The following is a 14,229-nucleotide window of genomic DNA, read 5'->3' on the forward strand; positions in this document are numbered from 1 at the left end:
CCCGAACCACCATGTCCCGAACGATCACGACACGCACAGCAGTCGCGATATCCGCCGTCGTCCTCCTGCTCCCTCTCAGCGCCTGCGGCGGTGATGCCGAGGCGGGCAGCGGCTCCACCGTCACCGTCACCGTCGGCTACCAGTCCAGGACGATCAACACCGTCACGGCGGGCACCCTCCTGCGCTCCCTCGGCTCCTTCGAGAAGCAGCTGAACGCCCTGCACGACGGCGTGCACTACAAGGTGGACTGGCAGGACTACGCCACCGGCGCCCCCATCACCGCCCAGATGACCGCGGGGAAGATCGACATCGGCTCGATGGGCGACTTCCCGCTGCTCATCAACGCGGCCCGCGGCAAGCAGCTGAACAGCCCGACCCGTCTGGTGTCGGTCACCGGCTACAACCTGCGCGGCGGCCTCAACACGATCGTCACCGCGCCCGGTTCGAAGCTGGCCTCGCTGAAGGACGTGAAGGGCAAGAAGGTCTCCACGAGCGTCGGATCGGCCGCCGACGGCACCCTCGTCCGGGCTCTCCAGCGCGCCGGCATCGACCCGGACAGCGGCATCGAGAAGCTCAACCAGCAGCCCTCCGTCGGCGCCTCCGCCCTCACGGCGGGCAGCACGGACGCGCTGTCGCAGTTCGTCGCCTGGCCGGGCCTGCTCGCCTACCAGGGCAAGGCGAAGGCGATCTACGACGGCGCCCGGCTGAACCTGCCCACCTTCCACGGCGTCACCGCCCGCGAGGACTTCGCGAAACAGCGGCCGGCCGTGCTGGAGGCGTTCCTGAAGGCCCAGGCGGAGGCGACCGACTACCTGAACGACCACCCGGTGGACGCCGCCGAGAAGGTCGCGAAGGCGACGGGTCTGCCCGCCGAGGTCGTCTACCTCTACAACGGCGCTCACGGCATCGCCACCTTCGACCCGGCGATCAAGCCCCAGCTCGTCTCCGCACTGAAGCAGGACGTCTCGGTCCTCAAGTCGGCGAAACTCACCGGCGACGTGGACGTCGACTCCTTCGTCGACGACCAGTACGTGAAGAAGGCCCTCGGACCGAAGGCGTACGCCGAGCGTCTCGCCACGAAGCCCGCACCGGCCGCGAGCGAGGCCTGGCCCAGGGGCGCCTCGAAGACCGTCACCTTCAACTCCCCCTCTCAGCTGCTGCATTACGTGGCCGGGCACGGCGACGCCCTCCGCGCCGCCTACGTCCCCGACACCACCACCGGCACCCTCTGGTTCGCCGACAAGGCCGTGTGGGTGGCCGACGGTGACAAACTGCTGCCCTTCGTCGCGCCCGACACCGCGCAGGCGTACGTCGCCGGGCACGGCGGGGCGCGTGTCGTCCCGTACGCCGACGCTCTGGAGCGGGCCTCGTGACGCGCTATGTGCTCCGGGTGGTCTCGCTGGCCGCCGCTCTCGGCCTCTGGCAGGCGCTGACCAGCCTGCATGTCGACCTGTGGCTGCGCTTCTCGCAGTTCCCGACGGTCACCGAGGTGGCCCGGGCCTTCGCCGCCCGGCTGTCCGGGCCGGACTACTGGACGGACCTCACCGACAGCCTCACCCGGATCCTCACCGGCTTCCTGCTGGCCGCCGTCCTGGGCGTGGCCACGGGCGTGCTCGTGGCCCGCTCGCGGCTCGCCGAGGACCTGCTCGGGCCGCTGCTGGAAGTGGTCCGTCCGATCCCGGCCATCGCGCTCGTCCCCGTCGCGATCCTGCTCTTCCCCTCCAACGAACAGGGCATCGTCTTCATCACCTGCACCGCCGCCTTCTTCCCGGTCCTGGTCTCCACCCGGCACGCGGTGCGCGCCCTGACCCCCACGTGGGAGGAGGCGGTGCGCACCATGGGCGGGGGCCGGTGGCGGATCCTCGGCTCGGTCGTCCTGCCGGGCGCGCTGCCCGGCGTGTTCGGCGGCCTGTCCGTCGGCATCGGCGTCTCGTGGATCTGTGTGATCTCCGCCGAGATGATCTCCGGCCAGTACGGCGTCGGCTACCGCACCTGGCAGGACTACACCGTCGTCGACTACCCGGGCGTGTTCGTCGGCATGGTCACCATCGGCGTGCTCGGCTGGGTCACCTCCACGGCCGTGGAACTGCTGGGCCGCCGCCTCACCCGCTGGCTTCCCCGCACCGCGTACGTCCCCGGTGCCCGGCCTCCCAGGCCCGCCCGGTCCGTGAAACCCGCGCCGCCCGCCCCCGCCGCCGTACCCGGCGGGCCCGCGTCCGAGGAGGTACGCGATGAGCACCTCGTCTGAGACCGTCCTGAGCACCTCGTCCGAGGCCGTCGCCGCCGGCGCGCCGGTCCGCGGCACCCGGCTCACCCTGACCGGCGCCTCCCTCGGCCGACCCGGCGCGCCCGCCCTGGACGGCGTCGACCTGGACATCGCGCCCGGCGAGATCCTCACCGTCGTCGGCCCCTCCGGCTGCGGCAAGTCGACCCTCCTGCGCACCCTGGCCGGCCTGCTGCCGCCGCTCGACGGGGGGATCACCCAGGACGGGCACCCGCTGACCGGTCCCTCGGCCGGCCGCGCCCTGGTCTTCCAGGAGGACGCCCTGCTCCCCTGGCGCACCCTGCGCGCCAACGTCGAACTCCCCCTCGCCATCCGAGGCCTGCCCCGAGCCGAACGCCGGGAACAGGCCGACGCCTGGCTGGAGCGGGTCGGACTGGGCACGCAGGCGCGGCAGTTGCCGCACCGGGTCTCCGGCGGCCAGCGCCAGCGGGTCCAGCTGGCCCGCGCCCTCGCCGCGCGCCCCCGCGCCGTCCTGATGGACGAGCCGTTCGGCGCCCTCGACGCCCAGACCCGCGCGGGCATGCAGGACCTGCTGGTCGAGGTGCTGCACGGCACCGGCGCGACCGTCGTCTTCGTCACCCACGACGTGGACGAGGCGCTCTTCCTCGGCGACCGCGTGGCCCTGCTCGGCGCGGGCGGCCTCGTCGCCGTACGGGACGTGCCCCGGCCGCGTGACCGCGGCGCGCACGACGACCCGGCGCGCCTGGCCCTGCGGCGCGACGTCCTCAGCTCGCTCGGTACGACCTCGCCCGGTACGTGAAAGGCACCCCGGTGACCACCTCCGTGAACCCCCCTGCGGACGCTCCCCTGGCCGTCCCGTCCCTCGCCGACGCCGAGGAACTGACCTGCGACGTCCTCGTCATCGGCGGCGGCACCGCCGGCACCATGGCGGCCCTGACCGCCGCCGAGCACGGCGCGAACGTACTCCTCCTGGAGAAGGCCCACGTCCGCCACTCCGGCGCGCTCGCCATGGGCATGGACGGCGTGAACAACGCTGTCATCCCGGGCCGCGCCGAACCCGACGACTACGTCGCCGAGATCACCCGCGCCAACGACGGCATCGTCGACCAGTCCACCGTCCGCCAGACCGCCACCCGCGGCTTCGCCATGGTGCAGCGGCTGGAGTCGTACGGCGTGAAGTTCGAGAAGGACGAGCACGGCGACTACGCGGTCCGCCAGGTCCACCGCTCCGGCTCCTACGTCCTGCCGATGCCGGAGGGCAAGGACGTCAAGAAGGTCCTCTACCGGCAGCTGCGGCGGCGCGAGATGCGGGAGAGGATCCGCATCGAGAACCGGGTGATGCCGGTGCGCGTGCTCACGGCCGGGGGCCGGGCCGTGGGGGCGGCCGGCTTCAACACCCGTACGGGGCGGTTCGTCCAGGTCCGCGCCGGTGCGGTGATCCTCGCGACCGGCGCCTGCGGCCGCCTCGGCCTGCCCGCCTCCGGCTACCTCTACGGCACCTACGAGAACCCCACCAACGCGGGCGACGGCTACGCCATGGCCTACCACGCGGGCGCCGAGCTCACCGGCATCGAGTGCTTCCAGATCAACCCGCTGATCAAGGACTACAACGGCCCCGCCTGCGCCTACGTCGCCAACCCCTTCGGCGGCTACCAGGTCAACCGGCACGGCGAACGCTTCGTCGACTCCGACTACTGGTCCGGCCAGATGATGGCCGAGTTCGCGGCGGAGGTGGCGTCCGACCGGGGCCCGGTCTACCTGAAGCTGAGCCATCTCCCCGAGGAGTCCGTCTCGGCCCTGGAGACGATCCTCCACTCGACCGAACGCCCGACCCGCGGCACCTTCCACTCCGGCCGCGGCCACGACTACCGCACCCACGACGTCGAGATGCACATCTCGGAGATCGGTCTGTGCGGCGGCCACTCCGCTTCCGGCGTCCGCGTGGACGACCACGCCCGCACGACCGTCCCGCGCCTGTACGCGGCCGGCGACCTGGCCTGCGTCCCGCACAACTACATGATCGGCGCGTTCGTCTTCGGTGACCTGGCCGGCGCGGACGCCTCCCAGTACTCGGCGTACGAAGGGGAGTTGCCCGTTGAGCAGCTCCGGGAGGCGCACGAGCTGATCTACCGCCCGCTGCGCAATCCCGACGGCCCGCCGCAGCCCCAGGTCGAGTACAAGCTGCGCCGCTTCGTGAACGACTACGTGGCCCCGCCGAAGTCCGGTGCCCGGCTGTCGCTGGCCCTGGAGGCCTTCGAGCGGATGCGCGCCGACATCGCGGCGATGGGCGCCCGCACGGCGCACGAGCTGATGCGCTGCGCGGAGGTCACCTTCATCCGCGACTGCGCGGAGATGGCCGCGCGGTCCTCCCTGGCCCGCACGGAGTCCCGCTGGGGCCTCTACCACGAGCGCCTCGACCATCCCGCTCGGGACGACGCGTCCTGGTTCCACCATCTCGATCTGCACAAGTCCCCCTCTGGTGCGATGGAGTTCACGGCCCGTCCCGTGGCTCCCTATCTCGTTCCGGTCGACGGCTTCACGCCCGTCGGCGGCTCGTCCCGTTCCCTCGGCGAGGTCCACGCCGAGGACGTGGCGACGGCGGGGTCGCGGGACGTGGCGCCGGTGGCGGCCCGGGTGGGGGCTGACGGCACCGAGCAGGAACGGACTCCGAGTGAGCGGCACGCGCCCTCCGCTCCCGCCCTGGAACAGTCCTCCCCTCCGGCCCCGGAACAGTCCTCCGCCCGTCTCCTCGAACTCGTCGCGCTCGCCGATGAGGAGCCCGAACTCGCCGCCCTTCAGCCCTACCTGACCGACCCCGTGCCCGCGGTCCGGCGCGAGGCGGTCACCGTGCTCACCGAGACGCTGCCGCCGGGAACCGGCCCCGCCCTCGCCGCCGCCCTGCGCGACACCGCCGCCGAGGTCCGTGCCACCGCGGCCGCGTCACTGCGCGAGCTCGTCGAAACGCTCCCGCCCGAGCCCGACCTGCGCGACGGTCTCGCCGCCGCCCTGGCCGAGCCCGACCCGGTGGTCCGCGCCGCCGCGCTGGACGTCCTGCGCGCCCTGCGCCTCGGCGACACCGACCTGTTCGCGGACGCCCTGGCAGACTCCGACATCGCGGTCCGCATCGAGGCCGTGCGCGCGCTGGTGTCGGTCGACGCCGCCGGCGAACTGGCCCAGGCGGCTGTCGCCGACCCGTCCCGCGAGGTCCGGGTGGCGATCGCCAAGGGGCTGGCCACCGTGGGTGCGGAGCGGCTGGCGGGTGACCTCCCGTCGACCGCCGACCCGGCCGCCGACGTCATCGCCGCGGCCCTCACCGGCCTCCTCGACGACCCCGACGCCCTGGTCCGCGCAGCGGCCTACGGCGCGCTGGGTGCCACCGGCTGCCCGGCACGCCTGACCGTGCGTGCCGTGGCGGCCCTGTCCGAGCAGGCCTGGCAGGTGCGGGCCGGAGCCGCCACGGCCCTGTCCGTCGCCGACCCCGAGGTGGCCGTCCCCGCCCTCGCGAAGTCCCTCGCCGACGCCAACGCCGACGTCCGCAAGGCCGCCGTCCTGGCCCTGACCCGACACCGCACGACCGAGGAGGCCCACGCGGCCCTCGCCACGGCTACGACGGACTCCGACGCGGACGTCAGGGCTTACGCGGCACGAGCTCTGTGAGGGTGAGGTCGGGGCGTGGATGTACCCGGTCTGGACGCGCCCGTCCGAGGACGCCGACAAATGTCGTAGCCGTAGATCAGCGCCACATGTCCCCCTGTCCCGGATCGCACCGCACCCTCCCACGACCCGCCCCTTGGCCCTGCCGATGCCCCACCCCTGCCGGAGTGCGGCCCTATGTCCAGTCGGGCTCCGGCTCCCCGTCCAGCTCCGGCCACTCGTCCAGCCCGCCCGCGTCCTGGCCGGATGCCTGCGCCACGGTCGAGTCGGCCACCGCAGCCGAGCCGGCCGCCGGAGCCGAGCCCTGCGGCCCGTCCAGCGACGCGAGCACCTCCAGCACGCCCTCGCCGTACGTCGCGAGCTTCTTCTCCCCCACCCCGCTGATACCGCCGAGCTCGGCCACCGAGCTCGGCCACACCGTGGCGATCTCCCGCAGCGTCGCGTCGTGGAAGATGACGTACGCCGGGACGCCCTGCTCTCGGGCCTGCTCGGCCCGCCAGGCGCGCAGCGCCTCGAAGGCCGGCAGCAGTTCCTCGGGCAGCTCGGCGGCAGCCGTCTTGCCCTTGCGCTCGCCCCGCCCCGAGCCGGAGGACGACGACGAGCCCGACCGGGAGGTCACCGGCTTCTTCGGCTCCTTCCGCAGCGGCACCTCACGCTCCCGCCGCAGCACCGCCCCGCTCGCCTCGGTCAGCACCAGCGTGCCGTACTCGCCCTCCACCGCGAGGAGCCCCTGGGCCAGCAACTGCCGGATGACGCCCCGCCATTCGCCCTCGGTCAGATCGTCGCCGATGCCGAACACCGACAGCTGGTCGTGGTCGAACTGGATCACCTTGCCGGTCCGCTTGCCCAGCAGAATGTCGACGATCTGCACCGCGCCGAACTTCTGCCCGCGCTCCCGCTGGAGCCGCACCACCGTCGACAGCACCTTCTGCGCCGCGATCGTGCCGTCCCAGGTCTCCGGCGGGGTCAGGCAGGTGTCGCAGTTGCCGCAGCCCGCCGGGTCGGGCTCTTGGCCGAAGTAGGCGAGGAGCTGGCCCCGGCGGCACTGGGCCGTCTCGCACAGCGCCAGCATCGAGTCCAGGTGGGCCTGGGCCCGTCGCCGGAACGCCTCGTCGCCCTCGCCCGACTGGATCAGCTTGCGCTGCTGTATGACGTCGTTCAGCCCGTACGCCATCCAGGCCGTCGACGGCAGCCCGTCACGCCCCGCCCGGCCCGTCTCCTGGTAGTAGCCCTCGACCGACTTGGGCAGGTCGAGGTGGGCGACGAAACGTACGTCCGGCTTGTCGATGCCCATCCCGAAGGCGATGGTCGCCACCACGACCAGGCCGTCCTCCCGCAGGAAGCGGGACTGGTGGGCCGCGCGCGTGCCCGCGTCCAGGCCCGCGTGGTACGGCACGGCCTCGATGCCGTTGCGGCTGAGGAACTCGGCGGTCCTCTCGACCGAGTTGCGCGACAGGCAGTAGACGATGCCCGCGTCGCCCGCGTGCTCCTCGCGCAGGAAGCTCAGGAGCTGTTTCTTCGGGTCGGCCTTGGGCACGATCCGGTACTGGATGTTGGGCCGGTCGAAGCTCGCCACGAAGTGCCGGGCCGCCGGCATGTTCAGCCGCTGGGTGATCTCCTGGTGCGTCGCACGCGTGGCCGTCGCCGTCAGCGCGATCCGCGGTACGTCCGGCCAGCGCTCGCCGAGCAGCGACAGCGCGAGGTAGTCCGGCCGGAAGTCGTGGCCCCACTGGGAGACACAGTGCGCCTCGTCGATGGCGAAGACGGAGATCTTCCCGCGTGAGAGCAGATCGAGCGTGTTCTCCAGCCGCAGCCGCTCCGGCGCCAGGTACAGCAGGTCCAGCTCGCCGGCGAGGAACTCGGCCTCGACCATCCGCCGCTCGTCGAAGTCCTGCGTGGAGTTCATGAACCCGGCCCGCACGCCCAGGGCACGCAGCGCGTCCACCTGGTCCTGCATGAGGGCGATGAGCGGGGAGACGACCACGCCCGTACCGGGCCTGATCAGGGACGGGATCTGGTAGCACAGCGACTTGCCGCCACCGGTCGGCATGAGCACGACGGCGTCGCCGCCCGCCACGACATGGTCGATGACGGCTTCCTGCTCGCCGCGGAAGGCCCCGTACCCGAAGACCCGGTGCAGGGCGGCCAGCGCCTCGCTCGCGTCAGCCCCGAGGGGCCCGGCGGGGCCGCTGCCCGCACCGATCCCGGCCCCGGTCACCGCGTCCAGTTCCGTCATCACACCCGTCCCGCCCGTAGCACCCATCATTGCGTCCCCCGTGCGTCGCGCCTCGACCACAGCGTCCACCATAGGCGCCCGCACCGACAGCCCCGGAGTTATCCACAGGCCGCCCCGAACGCCTGCGTCAAGGACACGACAGTCGTTCACACGTTCGCGGGAGACCTGCCCGTTTCCGGCGGATAGTCTGAATGCACCGGCGAGACTCCGTCCCATGGGAGCACTGATGAGCGTCGCACCGAAGGCGTCCAAGCCCACCTGGCCGACCCCGCCGGAAGGCGGCTGGACCGCCGACGACCTGGACCGCCTCCCGAATCTTCCTCCGCACACGGAGCTGATCGACGGAAGCCTCGTCTTCGTGAGTCCGCAGACTCTTTTCCACTCACGCGTGTCGACTTCTTCAATTGGCAGCTCCAGTCTCTGGCACCCTCGGAATTCGAGGTGATTCGCGAATTCACCATCGACATCGATCGCCAGAACCGGCCTGAGCCAGATGTGATCGTGGTGCGCGGCGATGTTGTGGAGGACCCGGAACAGACCCGCTACCCAGCGGAGTCCGTCCTGCTCGCCATCGAGGTCGTCTCGGCGGGCTCCGTCTCCCGGGACCGCGAGACCAAGCCGCTGAAGTACGCCCGGGCCGGTATCCCCCACTACTGGCGTGTGGAGAACGAGAAGGGCCTCGCCGCGGTGCACGCCTTCGAGCTGGAGCCCACCACCGGCGCGTACACCAGCACCGGGATCTTCCGTGAGCGGATGAAGGTCAGCGTCCCGTTCCCCGTGGATCTCGATCTCACCGCCACCAAACCGCGCCGCAAGAGCGGCGAGTAACCGCCACGACGCACAGGACAGCGGCCCGGCACCCCCTGAAGGGGACCGGGCCGCTGTCTCGCGCCAAGCGGAGCGTCAGCGCACGAACACGCCCGCCTGCCCCGCCAGATCCAGGAAGTACTGCGGCGCCACACCGAGCACCAGCGTGACCGCCACGCCGACCCCGATCGCCGTCATCGTCAGCGGCGACGGCACGGCCACCGTCGGGCCCTCCGGCCGCGGCTCGCTGAAGAACATCAGCACGATGACGCGGATGTAGAAGAACGCCGCGATCGCCGACGAGATCACACCGATCACGACGAGCGGGGCGGCCCCGCCCTCCGCCGCCGCCTTGAACACGGCGAACTTCCCGGCGAAGCCGGAGGTCAGCGGAATGCCCGCGAAGGCCAGCAGGAACACCGCGAACACCGCCGCCACCAGCGGCGAACGCCGGCCGAGCCCCGCCCACTTGGACAGGTGCGTCGCCTCGCCGCCCGCGTCGCGCACGAGCGTGACCACCGCGAAGGCACCGATCGTCACGAACGAGTACGCCGCCAGGTAGAACAGCACGGACGACACACCGTCCGGCGTGGTCGCGATGACACCCGCGAGGATGAACCCGGCGTGCGCGATCGACGAGTACGCCAGCAGCCGCTTGATGTCGGTCTGCGTGATCGCGACGATGGCACCGCCCAGCATGGTGACGATCGCCACGGCCCACATCACCGGCCGCCAGTCCCAGCGCAGGCCCGGCAGGACAACGTACAGCAACCGCAGCAGCGCTCCGAACGCCGCCACCTTCGTCGCCGCCGCCATGAAACCGGTCACCGGCGTGGGCGCGCCCTGGTACACGTCCGGCGTCCACATGTGGAACGGCACCGCGCCCACCTTGAACAGCAGGCCCATCACCACCAGCGCGGCACCGATCAGCAGCAGCGCGTCATTACCCATGGTGTCGGCGAGCGCCGGGTTGACGTCCGCGATCGTACCGTCGACGACCTGCGAGATCGTCGCGTACGACATCGAGCCCGCGTAGCCGTACAGCAGCGCGATGCCGAACAGGGTGAACGCGGAGGCGAAGGCGCCGAGCAGGAAGTACTTGACCGCGGCCTCCTGCGACATCAGCCGCTTGCGCCGGGCCAGCGCGCACAGCAGGTACAGCGGGAGCGAGAAGACCTCCAGTGCCACGAAGAGCGTCAGCAGGTCGTTGGCCGCCGGGAAGATCAGCATGCCGGCGACGGCGAACAGCAGCAGCGGGAACACCTCGGTGGTGGTGAACCCGGCCTTGACCGCCGCCTTCTCGCTCTCACTGCCCGGCACGGACGCGGCCTGCGCGGCGAAGGAGTCGACCCGGTTGCCGTGCACCACCGGGTCGAGCCGCCGCTCGGCGAAGGTGAACAGGCCGACGAGGGCCGCCAGCAGGATCGTGCCCTGCAGGAAGAGGGCCGGTCCGTCGACGGCGATCGCGCCCATCGCCGCGATGCGCGCCTTGGTCGTGCCGTATCCGTCGGCGGCGAGCGCGACGACCGCGGCGAAGGCGGCCGCGAGCGCGACGACGGACACGAACATCTGGACGTAGTAACGGGATTTGCGCGGTACGAACGCCTCGATGAGGATCCCGAGGATCGCCGCGCCGACGACGATCAGCGTGGGCGCCAACTGTCCGTACTCGAACTTCGGCGCGTCGATCTTGGTGATCGGTTCGGCCGCGGTTGTCCACAGGCTGTGGACGGCTGTTGCGCTCACTTGGCCGCCTCCACCTCGGGCTGGGGGTCCTTCTTCTGTACGTCGGACATGGTCTGTTTCACTGCCGGGTTGACGATGTCCGTGACGGGCTTCGGGTAGACGCCCAGGAAGATCAGCAGTACGACCAGCGGGGCGACGACCACGAGTTCACGCACCCGGAGGTCCGGCATCGCCGCGACCTCCGGTTTCACCGGGCCCGTCATCGTCCGCTGGTAGAGGACGAGGGTGTAGAGCGCGGCGAGGACGATGCCGAAGGTGGCGATGATGCCGATCACCGGGTAGCGCGTGAACGTGCCGACCAGGACCAGGAACTCACTCACGAACGGCGCGAGGCCCGGCAGGGAGAGGGTCGCGAGGCTGCCGATCAGGAACGTGCCGGCGAGTACCGGGGCGACCTTCTGCACTCCGCCGTAGTCGGCGATGAGCCGCGAGCCGCGCCGGGAGATCAGGAAGCCCGCCACCAGCATCAGCGCGGCCGTCGAGATGCCGTGGTTGATCATGTAGAGCGTCGCCCCGGACTGGCCCTGGCTGGTCATCGCGAAGATGCCCATGATGATGAAGCCGAAGTGGGAGATCGACGCGTAGGCCACCAGCCGCTTGATGTCGCGCTGGCCGACCGCGAGCAGCGCCCCGTAGATGATGCTGATCAGGGCGAGGACGAGGATTGCGGGCGTCGCCCACTTGCTGGCCTCCGGGAACAGCTGGAGGCAGAAGCGGAGCATCGCGAAGGTGCCGACCTTGTCGACGACCGCCGTGATCAGTACGGCGACCGGAGCCGTGGACTCCTGCATCGCGTTGGGCAGCCAGGTGTGCAGCGGCCACAGCGGCGCCTTCACCGCGAAGGCGAAGAAGAAGCCGAGGAACAGCCACCGCTCGGTGCTGGTCGCCATGTCGAGCGAGCCGTTGGCGCGGGCCTCGGCGATCTCCTGGAGCGAGAAGTTCCCGGCGACCACGTACAGGCCGATCACCGCGGCCAGCATGATCAGGCCGCCGACCAGGTTGTAGAGGAGGAACTTCACCGCCGCGTACGACCGTTGCGTCGCCGCCGTCTTCTCGCCGTGCTCGTGGGCACGGTCCCCGAAGCCGCCGATGAGGAAGTACATCGGGATCAGCATGGCTTCGAAGAAGATGTAGAAGAGGAAGACGTCGGTGGCCTCGAAGGAGAGGATCACCATCGCCTCGACGGCGAGGATCAGGGCGAAGAAGCCCTGCGTCGGCCGCCACCGGCTGCTGCCGGTCTCCAGCGGATCGGCGTCGTGCCAGCCCGCGAGGATGATGAACGGGATCAGCAACGCGGTGAGTCCGATCAGCGCCACCCCGATGCCGTCCACGCCCAGTTCGTAGCGGACGCCGAAGTCGGCGATCCAGGCGTGGGACTCGGTGAGCTGGTAGCGGTCGCCGTCCGGGTCGAAGCGGACCAGGACGACGATCGCCAGGACGAGCGTGGCGAGCGAGAAGAGCAGCGCCAGCCATTTGGCGGCGGTGCGCCGCGCGGCCGGCACGGCGGCCGTGGCGATCGCCCCGACGGCCGGGAGCGCCGCTGTCGCTGTCAGCAGAGGAAAGGACATCGGTATCAGACCGCCCTCATCAGCAGGGTCGCGGCGACGATGACCGCCGCGCCGCCGAACATCGAGACCGCGTAGGAGCGGGCGAAGCCGTTCTGCAGCCTGCGCATCCGCCCGGAGAGGCCGCCGACCGAGGCCGCCGTGCCGTTGACGACGCCGTCGACCAGGGTGTGGTCGACGTAGACCAGGGACCGCGTGAGGTGCTCGCCGCCGCGGACCAGGACGACGTGGTTGAAGTCGTCCTGGAGCAGGTCGCGCCGGGCGGCCCGGGTGAGCAGCGAGCCGCGCGGGGCGACGGCCGGGACCGGGCGGCGGCCGTACTGCGCCCAGGCGAGGGCGACGCCGATGACCATCACGGCGACCGTGGACAGCGTGACCGTGAGGGCGCTGACCGGCGGGTTGCCGTGGTCGTGCCCGGTGATGGGCTCCAGCCAGTGCAGGAAGCGGTCGCCGATGCTGAAGAACGCACCGCCGGCCACCGACCCGACGGCCAGCACGATCATCGGGATCGTCATGACCTTGGGCGACTCGTGCGGGTGGGGCGGGGTGTACTCGCCGCGCGTCTCGGCGGCGGGCTCCACGTCCGGTTCGGCCGGCGACGGCGTCGGGGCGTTGCGCCAGCGCTCCTCGCCGAAGAACGTCATCAGCATCACGCGCGTCATGTAGTACGCGGTGATGGCGGCGCCGAGCAGGGCGCAGGCGCCGAGGATCCAGCCCTCGGTGCCGCCCTTGGCGAACGCCGCCTCGATGATCTTGTCCTTGGAGAAGAAGCCGGACAGGCCCGGGAAGCCGATGATGGCCAGGTAGCCGAGGCCGAAGGTGACGAAGGTGACCGGCATGTACTTCCTGAGGCCGCCGTACCTCCTCATGTCCACCTCGTCGTTCATGCCGTGCATGACCGAGCCGGCGCCGAGGAACAGCCCGGCCTTGAAGAAGCCGTGCGTCACCAGGTGCATGATCGCGAAGACGTAGCCGATGGGGCCGAGGCCCGCGGCGAGGATCATGTAGCCGATCTGCGACATGGTCGAGCCGGCCAGGGCCTTCTTGATGTCGTCCTTGGCGCAACCGACGATCGCACCGAAGAGGAGCGTGACCGCACCGACGATGGTGACGACCAGCTGCGCGTCCGGGGCGCCGTTGAAAATGGCTCCGGAGCGGACGATCAGATACACGCCCGCCGTCACCATGGTCGCGGCGTGGATGAGGGCCGAGACCGGGGTCGGGCCCTCCATCGCGTCCCCGAGCCAGGACTGCAGTGGTACCTGGGCGGACTTGCCGCAGGCGGCGAGCAGCAGCATCAGCGCGATCGCGGTCAGCTTGTCCTCACCGGCGGCGCCGGCGAGCCCTGCCTCCTCGTGGCTGCCGAGCACCGGCCCGAAGGCGAAGGTGCCGAACCACAGGAACATCAGCATGATCGCGATGGACAGGCCCATGTCGCCGACGCGGTTGACCAGGAAGGCCTTCTTCGCGGCCGTGGCGGCGCTGGGCTTGTGCTGCCAGAAGCCGATCAGCAGGTAGGAGGCGAGACCGACGCCCTCCCAGCCGACGTACAGCAGCAGGTAGTTGTCGGCGAGGACGAGCAGCAGCATCGCCGCGAGGAACAGGTTCAGGTAGCCGAAGAAGCGGCGGCGCCGCTCGTCGTGCTCCATGTACCCGACGGAGTAGAGGTGGATCAGCGATCCGACGCCCGTGATGAGCAGGACGAACGTCATGGACAGCTGGTCGAGCTGGAAGGCGACGTCCGCCTGGAAGCCCTCGACCGGGATCCAGCTGAACAGATGCTGGGCCATGACGCGGTGTTCGGGGTCCTGGCCGAGCATGTCGGTGAACAGGACGAGACCGAGCACGAAGGAGGCGGCCGCGAGCAGCGTGCCGATCCAGTGGCCCACGGCGTCCAGCCGGCGTCCGCCGCACAGCAGGACCGCCGCTCCGAGCAGGGGCGCCGCCACCAGCAGCGCAATCAGGTTCTCCACGAT

General features: G+C 71.0%; 8 protein-coding genes and 1 pseudogene. 5 read left to right on the forward strand and 4 right to left on the reverse strand.

What is annotated here, in order from left to right:
- Window positions 1–11: 11 nt before the first annotated feature.
- Genes GTY47_RS35925 through GTY47_RS35940 form a run of 4 tightly spaced genes read left to right on the forward strand, consistent with a single transcriptional unit; the run spans window position 12 to window position 5,902 of the window.
- Entirely contained in the window at window positions 12–1,373 is a 1,362-nt protein-coding gene (locus GTY47_RS35925) for an ABC transporter substrate-binding protein (RefSeq protein WP_010041510.1), read from the forward strand.
- A complete protein-coding gene (locus tag GTY47_RS35930) occupies window positions 1,370–2,248 on the forward strand; it encodes an ABC transporter permease (protein WP_010041516.1) in 879 nt (292 codons plus the stop codon). Before GTY47_RS35925 ends, GTY47_RS35930 begins: the two co-directional genes overlap by 4 nt.
- Window positions 2,232–3,044 (forward strand): ABC transporter ATP-binding protein, encoded by an 813-nt coding sequence (locus GTY47_RS35935; RefSeq protein ID WP_010041519.1) that lies wholly within the window; start codon window positions 2,232–2,234, stop codon window positions 3,042–3,044. The genes GTY47_RS35930 and GTY47_RS35935 overlap by 17 nt, the downstream gene beginning before the upstream one ends.
- Before the next feature lie 11 nt (window positions 3,045–3,055).
- A complete protein-coding gene (locus tag GTY47_RS35940) occupies window positions 3,056–5,902 on the forward strand; it encodes a fumarate reductase/succinate dehydrogenase flavoprotein subunit (RefSeq protein WP_010041521.1) in 2,847 nt (948 codons plus the stop codon).
- A 172-nt stretch (window positions 5,903–6,074) separates the two neighbouring features.
- Here GTY47_RS35940 and recQ read toward each other — a convergent pair whose 3' ends face one another.
- Window positions 6,075–8,162 (reverse strand): DNA helicase RecQ, encoded by a 2,088-nt coding sequence (gene recQ, locus GTY47_RS35945; RefSeq protein WP_040903393.1) that lies wholly within the window; start codon window positions 8,160–8,162, stop codon window positions 6,075–6,077.
- 199 nt (window positions 8,163–8,361) lie between these two features.
- Here recQ and GTY47_RS35950 point away from each other — a divergent pair.
- A pseudogene (locus tag GTY47_RS35950) lies at window positions 8,362–8,963 on the forward strand (Uma2 family endonuclease).
- Window positions 8,964–9,038: 75 nt separating this feature from the next.
- On the opposite strand, the gene nuoN reads toward GTY47_RS35950, so the two are convergent.
- From nuoN to nuoL, 3 genes are read right to left on the reverse strand one after another with little or no spacing between them, the layout of a single operon-like run.
- Complete coding sequence (gene nuoN / locus GTY47_RS35955; RefSeq protein ID WP_010041526.1) at window positions 9,039–10,688, reverse strand: NADH-quinone oxidoreductase subunit NuoN; 1,650 nt, start codon at window positions 10,686–10,688, stop codon at window positions 9,039–9,041.
- Entirely contained in the window at window positions 10,685–12,256 is a 1,572-nt protein-coding gene (locus GTY47_RS35960) for an NADH-quinone oxidoreductase subunit M (protein ID WP_010041527.1), read from the reverse strand. Before GTY47_RS35960 ends, nuoN begins: the two co-directional genes overlap by 4 nt.
- A 5-nt stretch (window positions 12,257–12,261) precedes the next feature.
- On the reverse strand, window positions 12,262–14,226 hold the full coding sequence (gene nuoL, locus GTY47_RS35965) for an NADH-quinone oxidoreductase subunit L (protein ID WP_010041528.1): 1,965 nt from the start codon (window positions 14,224–14,226) through the stop codon (window positions 12,262–12,264).
- Between the last annotated feature and the right edge of the window lie 3 nt (window positions 14,227–14,229).

Origin of the sequence: Streptomyces sp. SID5464, assembly GCF_009862985.1 — a bacterium.
GTDB lineage: Bacteria > Actinomycetota > Actinomycetes > Streptomycetales > Streptomycetaceae > Streptomyces > Streptomyces chartreusis_D.

Excerpts from the sequence above, each read along its gene's own strand:
- GTY47_RS35960 (WP_010041527.1), bottom strand. The coding sequence starts at position 12,256 with ATGTCCTTTCCTCTGCTGACAGCGACAGCGGCGCTCCCGGCCGTCGGG.
- GTY47_RS35925 (WP_010041510.1), top strand. The coding sequence starts at position 12 with ATGTCCCGAACGATCACGACACGCACAGCAGTCGCGATATCCGCCGTC.
- recQ (WP_040903393.1), bottom strand. The coding sequence starts at position 8,162 with ATGGGTGCTACGGGCGGGACGGGTGTGATGACGGAACTGGACGCGGTG.
- GTY47_RS35935 (WP_010041519.1), top strand. The coding sequence starts at position 2,232 with ATGAGCACCTCGTCTGAGACCGTCCTGAGCACCTCGTCCGAGGCCGTC.